We start from the raw sequence: 13839 nt of genomic DNA on the forward strand, positions 1-13839 counted from the left end.
GGTGCGGTGGGGCGGGGCGTTCGGGGGTCAGGCGGACCGGGCGGCGCGCCGCTCCCGGGCGGCCAGGACCACGACGGCGCCGGTCTGCGCGAGGGTGAGCACCATGAGGACGAGCGAGTCGAGGCGGCCCGCCGCCGAGGCGTGGCCGGTCAGCCGCAGCCACATATCGTGCAGGAGGCGGTACGCCGTCGGCACGACGACGCCGGCGAACACGGTGAGCGTGAACGCGTAACCCACCACCATCAGCCAGGCGTACCAGCGGGCGGCCCGCCGGTCGACCGGGTGGTGGACGGACAGGTCCAGCGGCGTGCGCCCGGTGCCGCGCCGGACGGCGTTGCGCAGGACGTCCGTGGCGGCGGCGTGGAGGTTCACGGAGCCCAGGAGCGTACTGAGCAGGACGTAGAGGTCGGTCCGCAGGTAGAAGAAGCCCTGCCAGGCGAGGCGCAGCGTCGTGGCGTAGGCGACCGCGAGGCAGACCGACGCCACTCCCCGGGCGGCGCCGTGCGTCGCGTCGGCGACCAGGGTGAGGACGGCGATCGCCAGGACGTCCGCCAGCATGCCGGCCATGATCGGCAGGTAGCGCTTCCGTCTCGGCACGCTGACCAGCCCGTCGAGGGAGGTCTCCAGCACCAGGTAGACCAGGCGGCGGCCGACCGAGAGCCTCGACCGCAGGCCGAGCCGGCGGCCGGCCAGCGCGTGGAAGGCCTCGTGCAGGGCGAGCAGCGGCGCCTGGCCGAAGAACAGCATCAGCACGACGAGGGTGTAGGAGGAGCTGAAGAAGAGGTTGTCGATCCGGGGTACCAGCCGAGGGACCCGGATCATCTCGACCACGGCGAGGGCCGTCACGAGCGCGTAGCCGATCAGTGCCGGCCGGCTGAAGACGGCCCGGCCCAGCCGTTGCCAGCGCACGGGTGCGGACTCCTCCGCCGGGGCGTCGGCGGAGCGGACGAGGTCCAGGTCCACGAGCGCCTCGACCAGGTCGGCGATGTCGACGCTCTCGCCGTGCTCGGACTCGTAGCGCCGGGCGGCCTCGCGCGGTGTGACGCCGTCGGCCAGCATCCGGACCAGTTCGGCGCCGTCGGCCGGGAGGACGGCGTAGGTGTCGGTCTCCGGGCTGCCGACGGTGACCTCGTCGCCCTCCTCCAGGTAGACGAGCCGGCGCAGTGGCAGCGGACGGTCCAGGTCGAGGCCCGGGGCGTCGGAGCTGCTGTCCACGGAGGAGTGCACGGGTGTCCTCCCGCAAGGGGGTGGGCGGAGGTGGTGGGCGGAGGGGGTGGGCGAAGGAGGAGCGGCGCCGGTCGACAGTGCCATGTCGGGTCGACACCGCTCCCCCGTTTCCCCGGGAAAAGGGATCAGGCCTGCACCATGCAGTCCCACGGCAGGTACAGCGCACGCGCCGTGCTGGTCAGACGGACCGGGCCGGTCTTGCGGACGACGATCTTCTTCATGACGGACACCTCCCTTCACACTGGTCGCAGGGAAGCCATGAGCTGAGATGAATGAGCATCTGATGCTCAGTCATATCAGCTCGGCCAGGCACCAGAGTGCTGACGATGTGGTGACCGCGTCAAGGGATCGCCGCCCCCGATCCGGGGGCGCCCGGGCGATCCGGGGAGATTCCGCAGCTCGAAGGGGACGCGCGGCGCGCGACAGCCGCAACTCCGGGCCGGATCGACACGGCCCCAGGAGAAAGGTCCCTCGGCAACATATAAACTGAAATGAATGACTGGCGGAGGATGATCTACTTCAGTTGAGTTCCGGTCCGGCTTCCGGATCGCCCGCCGTAGGGCGCTCCGGAAGCCGGCGGCAGGGGTGCGGCCCGCGGCGGCCGGTCGCCGCGGGCCGCACCCCACCGGTCACCGGGCCCGGGTCACAGGGCCCGGGTCAGACGGGCGGTCAGCAGCCGGGCGAAGCGGGCCGGGTCGGGCAGGTCGCCGCCCTCGGCGAGCAGCGCGCTGCCGTACACCAGCTCGGCGACCTCGGCGAGCGCGGGATCGTCGGCGTTCGCCTCGTGCGCCGAGCGCAGCGCGGTGACCAGCGGGTGCGTGGGGTTGAGTTCCAGGATCCGCTTCACCGTGGGGACCTGCTGCCCCGTCGCCCGGTACATCTTCTCCAGGGTCGGGGTCATGTCGTGGGCGTCGCCGACGACGCAGGCAGCCGACGTGGTGAGGCGCGACGACAGGCGGACCTGCTTCACCTGCTCGGACAGGGCCGTCGTCAGCCACGGCAGCAGGGCGGCGAAGTCCTGCTCGCGCCGGGCCTTCTCGGCCTCCGCGTCCTGGTCGCCGTCCTCGGGCTCGCCGAGGTCGACCTGGCCCTTGGCGACGGACTGCAGACGGTGCCCGTCGAAGGCGGGCACCCGGTCCACCCAGACCTCGTCGACCGGGTCGGTGAGGATCAGGACCTCGTACCCCCGGGCGGCGAAGGCCTCCATGTGGGGCGAGTTCTCCACCATGGCCCGGTCCTCGCCGGCCAGGTAGTAGATCGCGTCCTGGCCGTCCTTCATGCGTCCGACGTACTCGCGCAGGGTGGTGGGCTGCTCCGCGTCGTGCGTGGAGGCCGCCGACACCAGCTCCAGGAGGGCCTCGGTGTTGTCCGTGTCCTCCAGCAGCCCCTCCTTCAGCACCCGGCCGAACTGGGCCCACAGCTTCGTGTAGCGCTCGGCGTCGGCGGTCTGCACGCTCTTGAGGGCGCCGAGCACCTTCTTGACCAGCCGTCGGCGCACGCCGCGGATCTGGCGGTCGTGCTGCAGGATCTCGCGGGAGATGTTCAGCGACAGGTCGTGGGCGTCCACCACGCCCTTGACGAAGCGCAGGTAGTCCGGCATCAGCGCTTCGCAGTCGTCCATGATGAACACGCGCTTGACGTACAGCTGGACGCCGCGCCGGGTGTCGCGCGAGAACAGGTCGAGCGGCGCCTGCGAGGGGATGAACAACAGCGCCTCGTACTCGAAGGTGCCCTCGGCCCGCATGTGGATCGTCTCGGCCGGGTCGAGCCAGTCGTGGCTGATCTGCCGGTAGAACTCGTGGTACTCGGCCTCGGTGACCTCGCTGCGCGGCCGGGCCCACAGGGCCTTCATCGAGTTGAGCGTGTCGACCCCGGGCTCGGTGGCGCCGTCGGCGCCGGGGCGCTCCGCCGCCATCCGGATCGGCCAGCGGATGAAGTCCGAGTACTGCTTGACGATCTGGCGGATCTTCCACCCGGCCAGGTAGTCGGCGACCCCGTCCTCGCCGTCGACGGGCTTGAGGTGCAGGGTGACCGAGGTGCCCACGGGCAGTCCGTCGACCTCCTCGATGCTGTACGTGCCCTCGCCGTCGGACTCCCACCTGGTCCCGGCACCGGTGCCGGCCCGCCGGGTGCTCAGGGTGACCCGGTCGGCGACCATGAACGCCGAGTAGAAACCGACGCCGAACTGACCGATCAGGCTCTGCGCCGCCTCGGCGTCCCGGGTCTCCTTGATCTTCTCCAGCAGACCGGCGGTGCCGGACCGGGCGATCGTGCCGATCAGGTCGACGACGTCGTCCCGGGTCATGCCGATGCCGTTGTCGCGGACGGTCAGCGTGCGGGCGGCCTCGTCGACCTCCAGGAGGATGTGGAGGTCGGAGGTGTCGGCGTCGAGGTCGGAGTCGGTCAGCGACTCCAGCCGCAGCTTGTCCAGTGCGTCGGAGGCGTTCGAGATCAGCTCGCGCAGGAAGATGTCCTTGTTCGAGTAGATCGAGTGAATCACCAACCGGAGCAACTGGCGCGTCTCGGCCTGGAATTCCAGCGTCTCGACAGTGCTAACCACTCGGAGGCTCCTTTTCGGGATGAAACGTGCTGGGCGGGACGGGCGAGTCCGGGTGACTCCCCGTCGGCTCCGGAATGATAGGCCGAGCCCGCCGGCCGCCGTCACGCGCCGGCCGTCCGCCACCCGCCCGGGTCCCGAGCCGCGGGCGGCGCGGGGGCCCGCGGCCGGCCGCCGCGTCCGCCGGGGAACCCGCCGGTGTGATCGCCGGGCGACCGGGCAGACGCGGGGGCGTCCTGAACACCTCGCGAGAGGAACACCCGTCATGGCCGACCCGGTGAAGCCGTCCGAACGACCGGAAGAGCGGACCCGCACCTCCCGCAGCGACGACGTGATCGAGACCAGGGTCCCGGCCCGGCTGGACCGGTTACCGTGGTGCCGCTGGCACTGGAGGATCGTGATCGGCCTGGGCACCGTCTGGATCCTGGACGGCCTGGAAGTGACGATCGTCGGCACCATGGCGGCCCGGCTCGCCGAGCAGGGCAGCGGGATCTCCATCTCGACCACCCAGGTGACCACCGTCGCCGCCGCCGTCTACGTGGCGGGCGCGTGCAGCGGGGCCCTGTTCTTCGGCTGGCTGACCGACCGGCTGGGGCGCAAGAAACTGTTCATGCTGACGCTCGCGGTCTACCTCGCCGCGACCGCCGTGACGGCGTTCTCCTCGTCGGCCTGGTTCTTCTTCGTCTGCCGCTTCTTCACCGGCTTCGGCATCGGCGGCGAGTACGCGGCGATCAACTCCGCGGTCGACGAGCTGATCCCGGCCCGGGTCCGCGGACGGATCGACCTGATCATCAACGGCAGCTTCTGGATCGGCGCGGCGTTCGGGGCGTTCGCGTCCATCGCCCTGCTCGACACCGCGCTCTTCGCCACGGACGTCGGCTGGCGGCTCGCCTTCGGCCTGGGTCTGGCCCTCGGCCTGGTGATCCTGCTGGTGCGCCGACACGTCCCGGAGAGTCCGCGCTGGCTGATCACGCACGGGCGCGCGGACGAGGCGGAGAAGGTGGTCGCCGAGGCCGAACGGGCCGTCGAGCGGCAGACCGGCACCGCGCTGCCCCCGCTCACCGACGAGCCGATCCTGATCCGTGAGCGCGCCCCGCTCGGCTTCGTCACGATCGCCCGCACGGTCGTGGCCCGCTACCCGCGCCGGACGGTGCTCGGCCTCGCGCTGTTCATCGGCCAGGCGTTCCTGTACAACTCGGTGACCTTCGGTTACGCGGTGATCCTCACCCAGTACTTCGACGTCCCCCAGGGCGACACCGGCTACTACTTCGCGGTGATCGCCGTCGGCAACTTCCTCGGCCCGCTGCTGCTCGGCCACCTCTTCGACTCGGTCGGGCGCAAGCCGATGATCGCCGGCACCTACCTCGGCTCCGGCCTGCTGCTGTTCGGCACCGCCGCCCTCTTCCAGCACGGCTCGCTCTCGGCCGTCACCATGACGGCGTGCTGGACGGCCGTGCTCTTCCTCGCCTCCGCGGGCGCGAGTTCGGCCTACCTGACGGTCAGCGAGATCTTCCCGCTGGAGACCAGGGCGATGTGCATTGCGTTCTTCTACGCCGTCGGCACGGCGGCCGGCGGCATCAGCGGGCCGCTGCTGTTCAACAGCCTGGTGAGCACCGGGAACGTCTCCGACACCACCCTCGCGTTCTGCATCGGTGCGGGACTGATGACCGCCGCCGGGCTGGTGGAGGCCGCGATCGGCGTCCGCGCGGAACGGCGCAGCCTGGAATCCCTGGCCTCGCCCCTGAGCGCCGTCGGCACGACGTCGGCCTAGCCGGCCCGGCCGGTGGGCGGTGCGGTGCGGTTCGGTCCCGGCACCGCACCGCACCGCACCGCACCGCACAAATGTTCGCCCCGATCCGGTGCGGAGGGGCGGCACGGCGGTCCCGCCCGCCGTTGCGCACGAACCTACGGCCACCCGCTGACACGGATCCCCGCAGCGCGCCCCTCCTGCGCGGTCACAGGCAGGCGAGCAGACCCGCGAGGGGCGCGGGTACCTGCCCGAGGTCGACGGCCTCCGCCAGGAGGCGCCCGTAGCGGATCTTGCGGCCCTTCTTCGTGCCGAGGAAGCGCCGCATCTGCTGCTCCGGCGGCTCGCCCCGGTGGGCGGGCTGGCGTCCGAAGATCCGCCAGGCCGGGAGATCGCCCTCGGCCCGGACGATCTCCTCGATCCGCGCCACACCCAGGGCCCGGATGAGTTCGTCCTCCAGGTCCGCCGAGCACACGAAGAACCCCTCGCGCGGCGCGCGGGCCCGATCCAGACCGCGGTCGTAGAAGCCCTGCTCGCCCACGTCGCAGAGGCCGACGAGCCGCAGACCCAGCCCGGGCGGCCCGAGCAGGCCGGCGTAGCGGCCGACGCACATGGCTCCGCCCATGGGGACGGCGCACACGCCCTCGGCGGGCAGGTCCCTGCCGCAGCGCGCCGCCAGCGTCTCGACGGCCTCCAGGTCGCTCGGCCCTTCCAGCAGCACCGCGGTCCGCACGCCGAGCCGCGCCGCCAGTTCCCTCGCCGCCGACTCCCGCGCCGGTTCCTCGGGGCCGCCCGCCGCCCAGCCGACGACCGCGTCCCGGAACGCTCTCATGTCCACCACAGGGCGATTCTGCTCCTGCGCACGCGATCGGGCACGGATTTTTCCGCGCACCACGGCCGCCGCACGCTCCCGGCCGCGCTCCACCCGCCCGGAGAGCCCGTCCGCTTCAGGATCACGTACGACCTCCGGAACGACCGGCACGGCCCGGGCCTGCCGCGACGACCGGCCCGAGGCGCCGCCGCAGCAGGACGGCGGCCAGCGCGACGAGGGCGAACGCCGCTCCGGCCCACGGCAGCCGGTGCGCGCCCAGCGAGGACACCACGAGCCCGCCCGCCGCGCTGCCGAGGGTGATCCCGAGGTTGGAGAAGGAGATGAAGAGGCTGTTGCCGAACTCGGGCGCGTCCTGGGCGTCCCGGGCCAGCCAGCTCTGGCTGACGACGAGTCCGCCCGAGTGCACCGCCCCCCAGAGCAGCACGCCGACGGCCATCGGCACGGCCCACGGTCCGACCGCGTAGACCACGGCGTAGACGAGTACGTAGAGCACCGGGAAGGCGGTCACCGTGCGGACCGGGTCGCGTTCCAGCATCCGGCCGAAGAGGAGGTTCCCGGCGACCATCACGATCCCGAACGCCATCAGTGCGGTGCCGACCTGGGAGCCGCTCAGCCGGGTGACCTGCTCCAGGTATTCGGCGAAGTACCCGTAGACCGAGAACATCGCCGCGAACACGGCCACGACGGCCAGCACCGCCAGCCAGAGCCGGGGGCGCCGCAGGATCAGCAACTGGTCTCCGTAGGAGAGGCGTTCCTCCGACCGCATGGACGGGAAGAGGGCCAGCACGCCGAGGAGGGCGAGGAGGTTGACACCCGCGCCGAACCAGAACGCGGCGGCGAGGGACAGGTGTTCGGCGAGGTAGGAGGTGAGCGGCACCCCGAAGGCGAACCCGACCGTGACGCCGGCGAAGACCGTCGTCGCGGCCCGGGTGGCCCGCTGCGCCGGGACGAGCCGGGCCGCTGCGGTGAGCGCGACCGAGAAGAACACCGGGTGGAACACCGCCGGGATCACCCGGAAGACGAACATCACCTCGAACCGGTCGGTCAGCGCGTAGACGGCGTTGGAGACGGCGAACACGGCGAGCGCGGTCGCGAGGACCGTCTTGCGGGGGACGGCGGAGGCCAGGAGGGTCGTGAACGGCCCGGTGGCGGCGACCACGAGCGCGAAGACGCCGACCAGCCATCCGGCCGTGGACGGCGCGACGCCCAACTCCTCGGATATGCGGGGCAGGACGCCGACGACGCCCATCTCCGTGGTGATGATCCCGAACACCCCCAGGGCGAGGGTCAGGACGACGAGACCGGTCTTTCGCATGGCAGCCTTTCGCGCCCGGCCCCCGGAGGACGGCTCACCGCCGGCCCGCAGCCCCGGGAGACCGAGCTACAAATCTAGATAATTAGATGGATGATGCCGAAAAAAAGGGCCCGCAGGGCGGCCCGGCGCCGCGAGGCGCCGGGCCCGGCCGACAAGGCCCCGCGGCCCGCCCGAGAAGCCTCAGAGCTCGTCGCGGACGTAGGCGGCGAACGCCGCGATCGTTTCCTCGTTGCGCCGGTAGAAGGTCCACTTGCCGACGCGTTCCGACACGAGCAGCCCGGCGTCCCGCAGGATCTGCAGATAGCCGGAGACGACCGACTGGGCCAGTCCCGACTGCTCCCGGATGTCCGTCACGCACACGCCGATGTGGAACCCGACACCGCGCTCACGGTAGTAGTCCTCGTCGAAGTAGCGCTCGGGCGTCTTCAGCCAGCGCAGGAAGTCCGCGCGCGCCGGGTTCGCGAGCGCCTTGTGAACGGCCAGCGGATCCACCGCCCCACACTCCCTCCGCACGACGACTACGACGACCCCGTAAGACATATCTAATATTCTCGATACGAAGAAACGTGTCAAGCTCGGCCGGCGAGCCTCCGGGGGCGCGCGGCGCCTCCGGAGGACCGGCGCACCCCGTTCACCAGCGGCTGCCCCGCCAGGTGTAGGCGGCGGCGCCCACGACCGTCAGCGCGACGGCCACCGTCGTGGAGATGACGGTGCGGGGGTCCTGCACCATCCAGGTCAGCGCCTGCCCGCCGGGGGAGTTCCGGGACCCCACCGTCAGCATGACCAGGGCCCAGCCGACCGGCGGGGCCCAGGCCGCGTGCGCCCCCAGCAGCACCGCGGCGAGAGCGGTCACCGCGCTCAGGGCCAGACCGGCCAGCACGAGGTTGCCGAGCGGCACGGCGTGCGTCCGCTCTCCGGCGACCAGACGGACCGCGATCAGCAGGCCGAGGAGGACCGCACCCAGCAGCGCCAGGTGGAGGAAGCGGATCAGCCGCCAGGGGACGGGCGTCCCGCGCTCCAGTTCCTCGTCCGGGCCGGAGAGCGTCCGGGAGATCGCCGCGACGCCCAGCACCAGGGCGGTCAGACCGATCGTCCGGGACATGCCCGGATCGTCGAGCCGGAATCCGGCCCAGGAGACGCCGGCTGCGGCGAGGAAGACCAGGACGGTCACCGGGATCGCCCGGCTGCGCAAATGCAGCACGAGACCACGCAGACCCGGGGTCACCGGCCCGCCTCCCGACCCATGACGACGGCCAGCGGGTCCCCGCAGGTCAGCCCGGCCCTGCGGCCGTCCCCGATCCGTCGGCGGCGCTCCTCGATCGGCAGCGCGCGCAGCGTGTCGTAGGCCTGGCGGGCGGCGGGACTCAGCTTGTCGGTGGGGGTGTCGAGGAGCGCCGCGGTGATCGCACCGGAGGCGTCGAACGCACGGCGCTGCTCCTCCTGCCCGTCGAAGCAGCCCGGGTCGACGGTGGCTTCCTGGGCCACGATCGAGAGGACCGCTTCAGGTTCCCACCGGATGCCGCCCTCCCTGGTCCGGTACGGAAGCGCGACCCTGACCGTGTCGAGATCGGCACCGGCCGTCGGCCTGCCGTCGTCGAACATCCAGCTCACCTGGTCCTCCTGCACCCGCTTCGGGCCGCCGGGCACCTCGGCGAAGGCTTCGAGCACCTTCCGCGCGGGCGCGATGAGGTCCTGCAGAGCCCTGCTGTGCACCTGGGTGACACAGATCCGGTCGTCGCCCGGTGCACAGACCAGGGCGGTGGCCGCCGGGGCGGGGACGATCGCGCCCGACGGCGCCAGTACCGCTCCGAGGGCCACCCCGGCCACGGCCGGCGCCAGGGCGAGGGCCCGGGCGCGCGAGGTGACCGCGACGGCCAGCAGCACGCCGGTGGCCCCGAGGCCGGCGAACCAGATGCCCTGGGCCACCGAGAAGGCGGGCAGCACCCGGTGGAAGTCGTCCGTGACCGGCAGCATCGGCAGCACGGTGTCCACCAGGCGGTTGGCCGGGCGGTCGTCCCGCACCTGAGCGAACGTCAGGGCCAGGAACAGCATTACCGCGCCCAGCGGCGCCGCGACCGGCGCGGGTGCCACCCGACCGACACCCAGCCCGACCAGGGTGACGGCGACGGCGGCGAGCAGTCCCACCGCGAGGCCGAGCGGCCACTCGCCGCCGTCGAAGGTCGCGTTCCCGGCGACCACGACCGCAGCCCATCCCACCACCGCCGCCACGGCGAGCACCGCCGTACCGGCGAACACCAGGAAGGCGGGCAGCAGACGGACCCGGTGCGGCCGCGGCGTGGCGGCGAACAGCTCGGAGACCTCGGCGCGCCGCTCCCGCCCGCCGTGCCAGATCGCGGCGGCCAGCACCACCGGCAGCACGATCCAGGCCGTCCCCCGCATCGAGTGGACCAGGGGCGTCCAACTGGCCGCCCACTGCTGGACGTCCATCCAGAGGAAGACACGGGTCAGGGCGGCCACCACCAGGAACAGCAGCAGGGCGATCGAGCGCTTCGCCTCCAGGCGCACCATGCGGAACATCACGGACTCCAATTCGTCGGGGATCAGGGCGGGCAGGGGTGTCGGACGGTGGTCGTGCCGCGTCGCCTATCCCCCGGCGCCGACCTTCCCCTCCCGGTGCCGGCGCAGGAGGGCGGAGTAGCCGCGCTCGATCTCGCTGTCGCCCGGGTCCGCGTCGGTGCCCGCGGCGCGGAGCCGGTCGACGTCGCCCGCGAAGACCGTGCCGCCCTCGTACATCAGCACGACGCCGGCGCAGGCGGCGCCGATGTCCTCGACGAGGTGCGTGGAGACCAGGACGCAGGACTGTGCGCCGATGTCGCGCAGCAGGGCACGGAACTCCATGCGCTGGGCCGGGTCCAGGCCGACGGTCGGCTCGTCGAGCAGCAGGATGTCGGGGTCGTTGACGATCGCCTGGGCGATGCCGGCCCGGCGCAGCATGCCGCCGGAGAGCGACCCCATGCGGTCGTCGGCCCGGCCGGTCAGGTCCACGCGGTCGATGGCGTGCTGCACCGCGTCGGCGGTCCGCCGGCTCGGCACCTCCTTGAGCCAGGCCATGTACTCGACGAACTCCCTGACCGTGAAACGCCGGTAGTGTCCGAAGGACTGCGGCAGGTAGCCCAACCGGCGGCGGAGTTCACGCAGTTCGCCCCGGGTGCGACGCGCGCTGCCCAGGAGCTCCAGCTCGCCGCCGTGCGGGGTCAGGACGGTGGCGAGCGTACGGATCAGGGTGGTCTTGCCCGCCCCGTTGGGGCCGAGCAGGCCGTGCACGCCGACGCCCAGCTTCAGGTGGACCCCGTCGACGGCGGAGCGGCGGCCCCGCCGGACGGTCAGCGCGTGGGCCTGGATGTGATGGGCGTAGCCGGTGGGCGCGATCTCGCTCGCGATGCCGGTTCCGGGCATGGTCGTGTCTCCTCGCGGTGCGGGTGAAGGGGGTACGGGTGAAGGGCGCCGCGCGCCACGTGCAGGGGCGCCGCGCGGAACGGGCGCCGCGCGGTACGGGCTCCGCACGTAACGGCGTTGCGGTGTTCAGCGCTGGCGCGCGCGGGCCTCGCGGGGGTGCAGGTAGGCCCTGTGGCAGAGGGCCACGGCGACACCCAGGACAGCGGTCGCGGCCGCCCATCCCGGGGCCGCGGACTCCTGCAGATAGAACGGGACGGTCTTGCCGTCGACGGCGGGGACGACCACGAACAGGGCCCATCCGGCGCCCAGCCCGGTGGTGGCGCGCTGGATTCCCACCAGGCTGCCCAGCGCCAGGCCCGCACACGTCAACGCGAGGGCCGGCAACAGGACCAGCGCGGACGCGGCGCCGGTGATCCCGCCGGCGACCGCCAGAGCCGGGATGACGAGGGTCAGCACGGCCAGGGTCCGCCGCAGGACCAGACCGAGCCCCGACCGGGGCGTCGTGGCGATCAGCTCGTGGACCGGATCGGAGTGCGGGCCCCAGCTCAGCGCCACGCCCAGCAGCGGCATCACCGGCGCGAGCAGGAGCAGGGTCGGCGAGTCCCGCAGGACGGCCGACGACAGCACCAGGGCGCCGAGGACGACGAGGACGACCGCCGCCACCCACGGCCCGAGCGCCGGCGCCGCCCACCGGGCCAGCTCGCTCCGCACCCGTCGCCACCGGCGCCGGCGCACCGGCGTCAGGGTCGCCGTCAGGCGCTCGCGCACCTGCGCCATCAGCAGGGTGTCGGCCGGACGGTGGGCGAGGGACACCTCCCTCAACACGGCCTGGCAGACGGCGCACCGCTCCAGGTGGGCCTCCAGCGTCCACAGCGCACCCGCACTGGGCCCGGTCGGGGCGCCGGGGTCCAGTACGTAGCTCACCAGCAGCTCGCGGGGGACGTGCGCAGTCATGACAGGGCCTTTCGCATGTCGAGGCGGGCACGGCGGGCACGGGTCTTGACGGTGCCCTCGGGGATCCGCAGCAGCTCGGACGTCTCGCGGACCGTCAGCCCGTCGAGCACCATCGCGGTCAGGACCTGGTGCAGCTCGGGAGCCAGCCGGTCCAGCGCCGCACCCAGGTCGCCCCCGATCTCGGCGTCCAGCACCTCGTGCTCGGCCGAGGGCGCCGGGCCCGGGGCGGCGGTCGCCGGCGGGAGGGTGCTGTGCCGGCCGCGTACGCGGAAGGCGTCCACCAGCCGGCGGGCGGCGATCGTCCACAGCCAGCCACCGGCCTCCTCGCCGCGCATGCTGTCGGCGAAGGACCCGGCCGCCCGCCACACCGCCATGTACGTCTCCTGCAGGACCTCGGCGACGATCTCGTCGTCCGCGCAGCGCCGACGCAGCCGCGCCGTCAACCACGGGGCGCTGCGCCGGTACAGCTCGTCGAAGGCCGCCGTGTCCCCGCAGGAGATCCGTCGGACCAGCTGGGCCTCGGTCAGCGAGGCCGGTGAACGTTTCACGTCCTGGTCTGACGGAGCACGGCGGCTCCCGGTTTTCCTCGGCGGCGTGATCCACGTCACAGCACCGGATCGCGCCGGTCCGCGCGGCGGGGAGGCGGGCTCCCGACCGGCGTCGGGCACCGCAGTCACCCGCTGCGGCCCCCGGCGTCCTGCCCCTGCCCCTGCCCCTGCCCCTGCCGGGACGTCCTCAGGTGCACCAGAAGAGGAACGGTGTGCAGGTGCGGGTCGGCTGCGGGGCGGGTGCGGCCGTCGGCGGCGTCGAGGGCGAGGACGGCGGGCTCGTGACGGGAGGCGGGGTGGTCACCGGGGTCACGGGGGTCGCCGGAGCCGCCGGGGGCGTGCCCGGCACCGACGGGCCCGGCGCCGCCGGACTCGGGCCGACCGGGTCGGGCCCGCGGGTGGTCGCCGACACCGCCGGAGCGCCGCCCCGGGGCGCCGAGGACGGGGCCGCGGTCGGGGCGGACGCGGACGCGGACGCGGAGAGGGGGGCGGTGGGTGATGCGGCGGCGGAGGGCGGGCGGCTGCCGGAGGGCTGCGGGGTGGGCGGCCCCTGCGCCCCGGTCGCGGACGGCGGCGCGCCGGACACCGTCGGCTGCGGGGTCGGGACGTGCTGCGGCACGGTGGCCACCGGCTGTTCGGCCGCCGGTTCGGGCGGCACCCCCTCCGAGCCGTTCGCCGCCAGCGTCACGGCTCCCAGCCCCACGACGGCCAGGCCGACCACGGACACCACGATCCGCCCCGGCCGTCGCCGTATCCGCCGCGGGTTCGCGCGACCTCCGGTCCGGCCGACGGTCCGACCGTCGCCGCGCCCGGCCGGCAGCGGCACCGGCCCCGGCACGCCGGGCTGCGGGCGCGTCACCGCCGCGGCGTCCGCCGGTCGGTACGCCGCCGGCTCCGGACCGGTCGCCGGCGCCCCGCAGCCGGGGCAGGCCAGAGCGCCGTTCAGATGGCGTCGGCAGGGTGCGCAGTAGTCCATGTGGTCTTCCCGTGTTGCCGGGCGGCCGGCTCGCGCCGGTCGTCGTCCGTCGCCGCCGGCCCCGCGCACTTCGTCGTGCGCATGCGGAGCCTAGGCAGCCCGGCTGTGGGGGTTCCACACCGTGCTGTGAGTTTTCTGGAGAGATGCCGTGTGCCGGCCGCCCCCGGGCCCCGCGGCGGACACGCCGTCACCCGGGCACCGGGGACCTGACCGTGCCCCGGATCCTGCTTGCCGTACCGGCGCGTCGCGTGGTCGGATGGCCGGGC

12 protein-coding genes are annotated in these 13839 nt (G+C 73.3%); 1 reads left to right on the top strand and 11 read right to left on the bottom strand.

The genetic code is table 11. The annotated features are described in order from the left end of the window. Nucleotides 1-27: 27 nt before the first annotated feature. Complete coding sequence (locus PUR61_RS24165; protein ID WP_329881474.1) at nucleotides 28-1227, bottom strand: hypothetical protein; 1200 nt, start codon at nucleotides 1225-1227, stop codon at nucleotides 28-30. A 643-nt stretch (nucleotides 1228-1870) separates the two neighbouring features. Beyond that, nucleotides 1871-3787: a molecular chaperone HtpG gene (gene htpG / locus PUR61_RS24170; protein WP_329881475.1), complete on the bottom strand. Its 1917-nt coding sequence runs from the start codon at nucleotides 3785-3787 to the stop codon at nucleotides 1871-1873. Nucleotides 3788-4049: 262 nt separating this feature from the next. Here htpG and PUR61_RS24175 point away from each other — a divergent pair, with 262 nt between their 5' ends. Beyond that, complete coding sequence (locus PUR61_RS24175; RefSeq protein ID WP_329881476.1) at nucleotides 4050-5555, top strand: MFS transporter; 1506 nt, start codon at nucleotides 4050-4052, stop codon at nucleotides 5553-5555. 184 nt (nucleotides 5556-5739) lie between these two features. On the opposite strand, the gene PUR61_RS24180 is transcribed toward PUR61_RS24175, so the two are convergent. The 9 genes from PUR61_RS24180 to PUR61_RS45495 form a co-directional block, all read right to left on the bottom strand. Further along, nucleotides 5740-6372, bottom strand: coding sequence for a TOPRIM nucleotidyl transferase/hydrolase domain-containing protein (locus PUR61_RS24180; protein WP_329881477.1), 633 nt, complete (start codon nucleotides 6370-6372; stop codon nucleotides 5740-5742). Nucleotides 6373-6484: 112 nt separating this feature from the next. Further along, nucleotides 6485-7678, bottom strand: a complete 1194-nt coding sequence (locus PUR61_RS24185) for an MFS transporter (protein ID WP_329881478.1) — start codon at nucleotides 7676-7678, stop codon at nucleotides 6485-6487. A 180-nt stretch (nucleotides 7679-7858) separates the two neighbouring features. Further along, nucleotides 7859-8218 carry an ArsR/SmtB family transcription factor gene (locus PUR61_RS24190; RefSeq protein WP_329881479.1) on the bottom strand — a complete coding sequence of 120 codons (360 nt, stop codon included), beginning with the start codon at nucleotides 8216-8218 and terminating at the stop codon, nucleotides 7859-7861. Nucleotides 8219-8309: 91 nt separating this feature from the next. Further along, on the bottom strand, nucleotides 8310-8879 hold the full coding sequence (locus PUR61_RS24195; protein ID WP_329881480.1) for a hypothetical protein: 570 nt from the start codon (nucleotides 8877-8879) through the stop codon (nucleotides 8310-8312). 20 nt (nucleotides 8880-8899) lie between these two features. Further along, nucleotides 8900-10216, bottom strand: coding sequence for a hypothetical protein (locus PUR61_RS24200; RefSeq protein WP_329881481.1), 1317 nt, complete (start codon nucleotides 10214-10216; stop codon nucleotides 8900-8902). Nucleotides 10217-10282: 66 nt separating this feature from the next. Continuing rightward, the gene (locus PUR61_RS24205; protein ID WP_329881482.1) at nucleotides 10283-11095 is read right to left on the bottom strand and encodes an ATP-binding cassette domain-containing protein; all 813 of its coding nucleotides are present in this window, start codon (nucleotides 11093-11095) and stop codon (nucleotides 10283-10285) included. Nucleotides 11096-11221: 126 nt separating this feature from the next. Continuing rightward, entirely contained in the window at nucleotides 11222-12049 is an 828-nt protein-coding gene (locus tag PUR61_RS24210) for a zf-HC2 domain-containing protein (protein WP_329881483.1), read from the bottom strand. Continuing rightward, the gene (locus PUR61_RS24215) at nucleotides 12046-12597 is read right to left on the bottom strand and encodes an RNA polymerase sigma factor (protein WP_329881484.1); all 552 of its coding nucleotides are present in this window, start codon (nucleotides 12595-12597) and stop codon (nucleotides 12046-12048) included. Before PUR61_RS24215 ends, PUR61_RS24210 begins: the two co-directional genes overlap by 4 nt. 187 nt (nucleotides 12598-12784) lie before the next feature. After that, nucleotides 12785-13573: an SCO2400 family protein gene (locus tag PUR61_RS45495; RefSeq protein WP_443035225.1), complete on the bottom strand. Its 789-nt coding sequence runs from the start codon at nucleotides 13571-13573 to the stop codon at nucleotides 12785-12787. Nucleotides 13574-13839: the final 266 nt, after the last annotated feature.

The organism is Streptomyces sp. BE20, from assembly GCF_036322525.1.
Lineage (GTDB): Bacteria > Actinomycetota > Actinomycetes > Streptomycetales > Streptomycetaceae > Kitasatospora.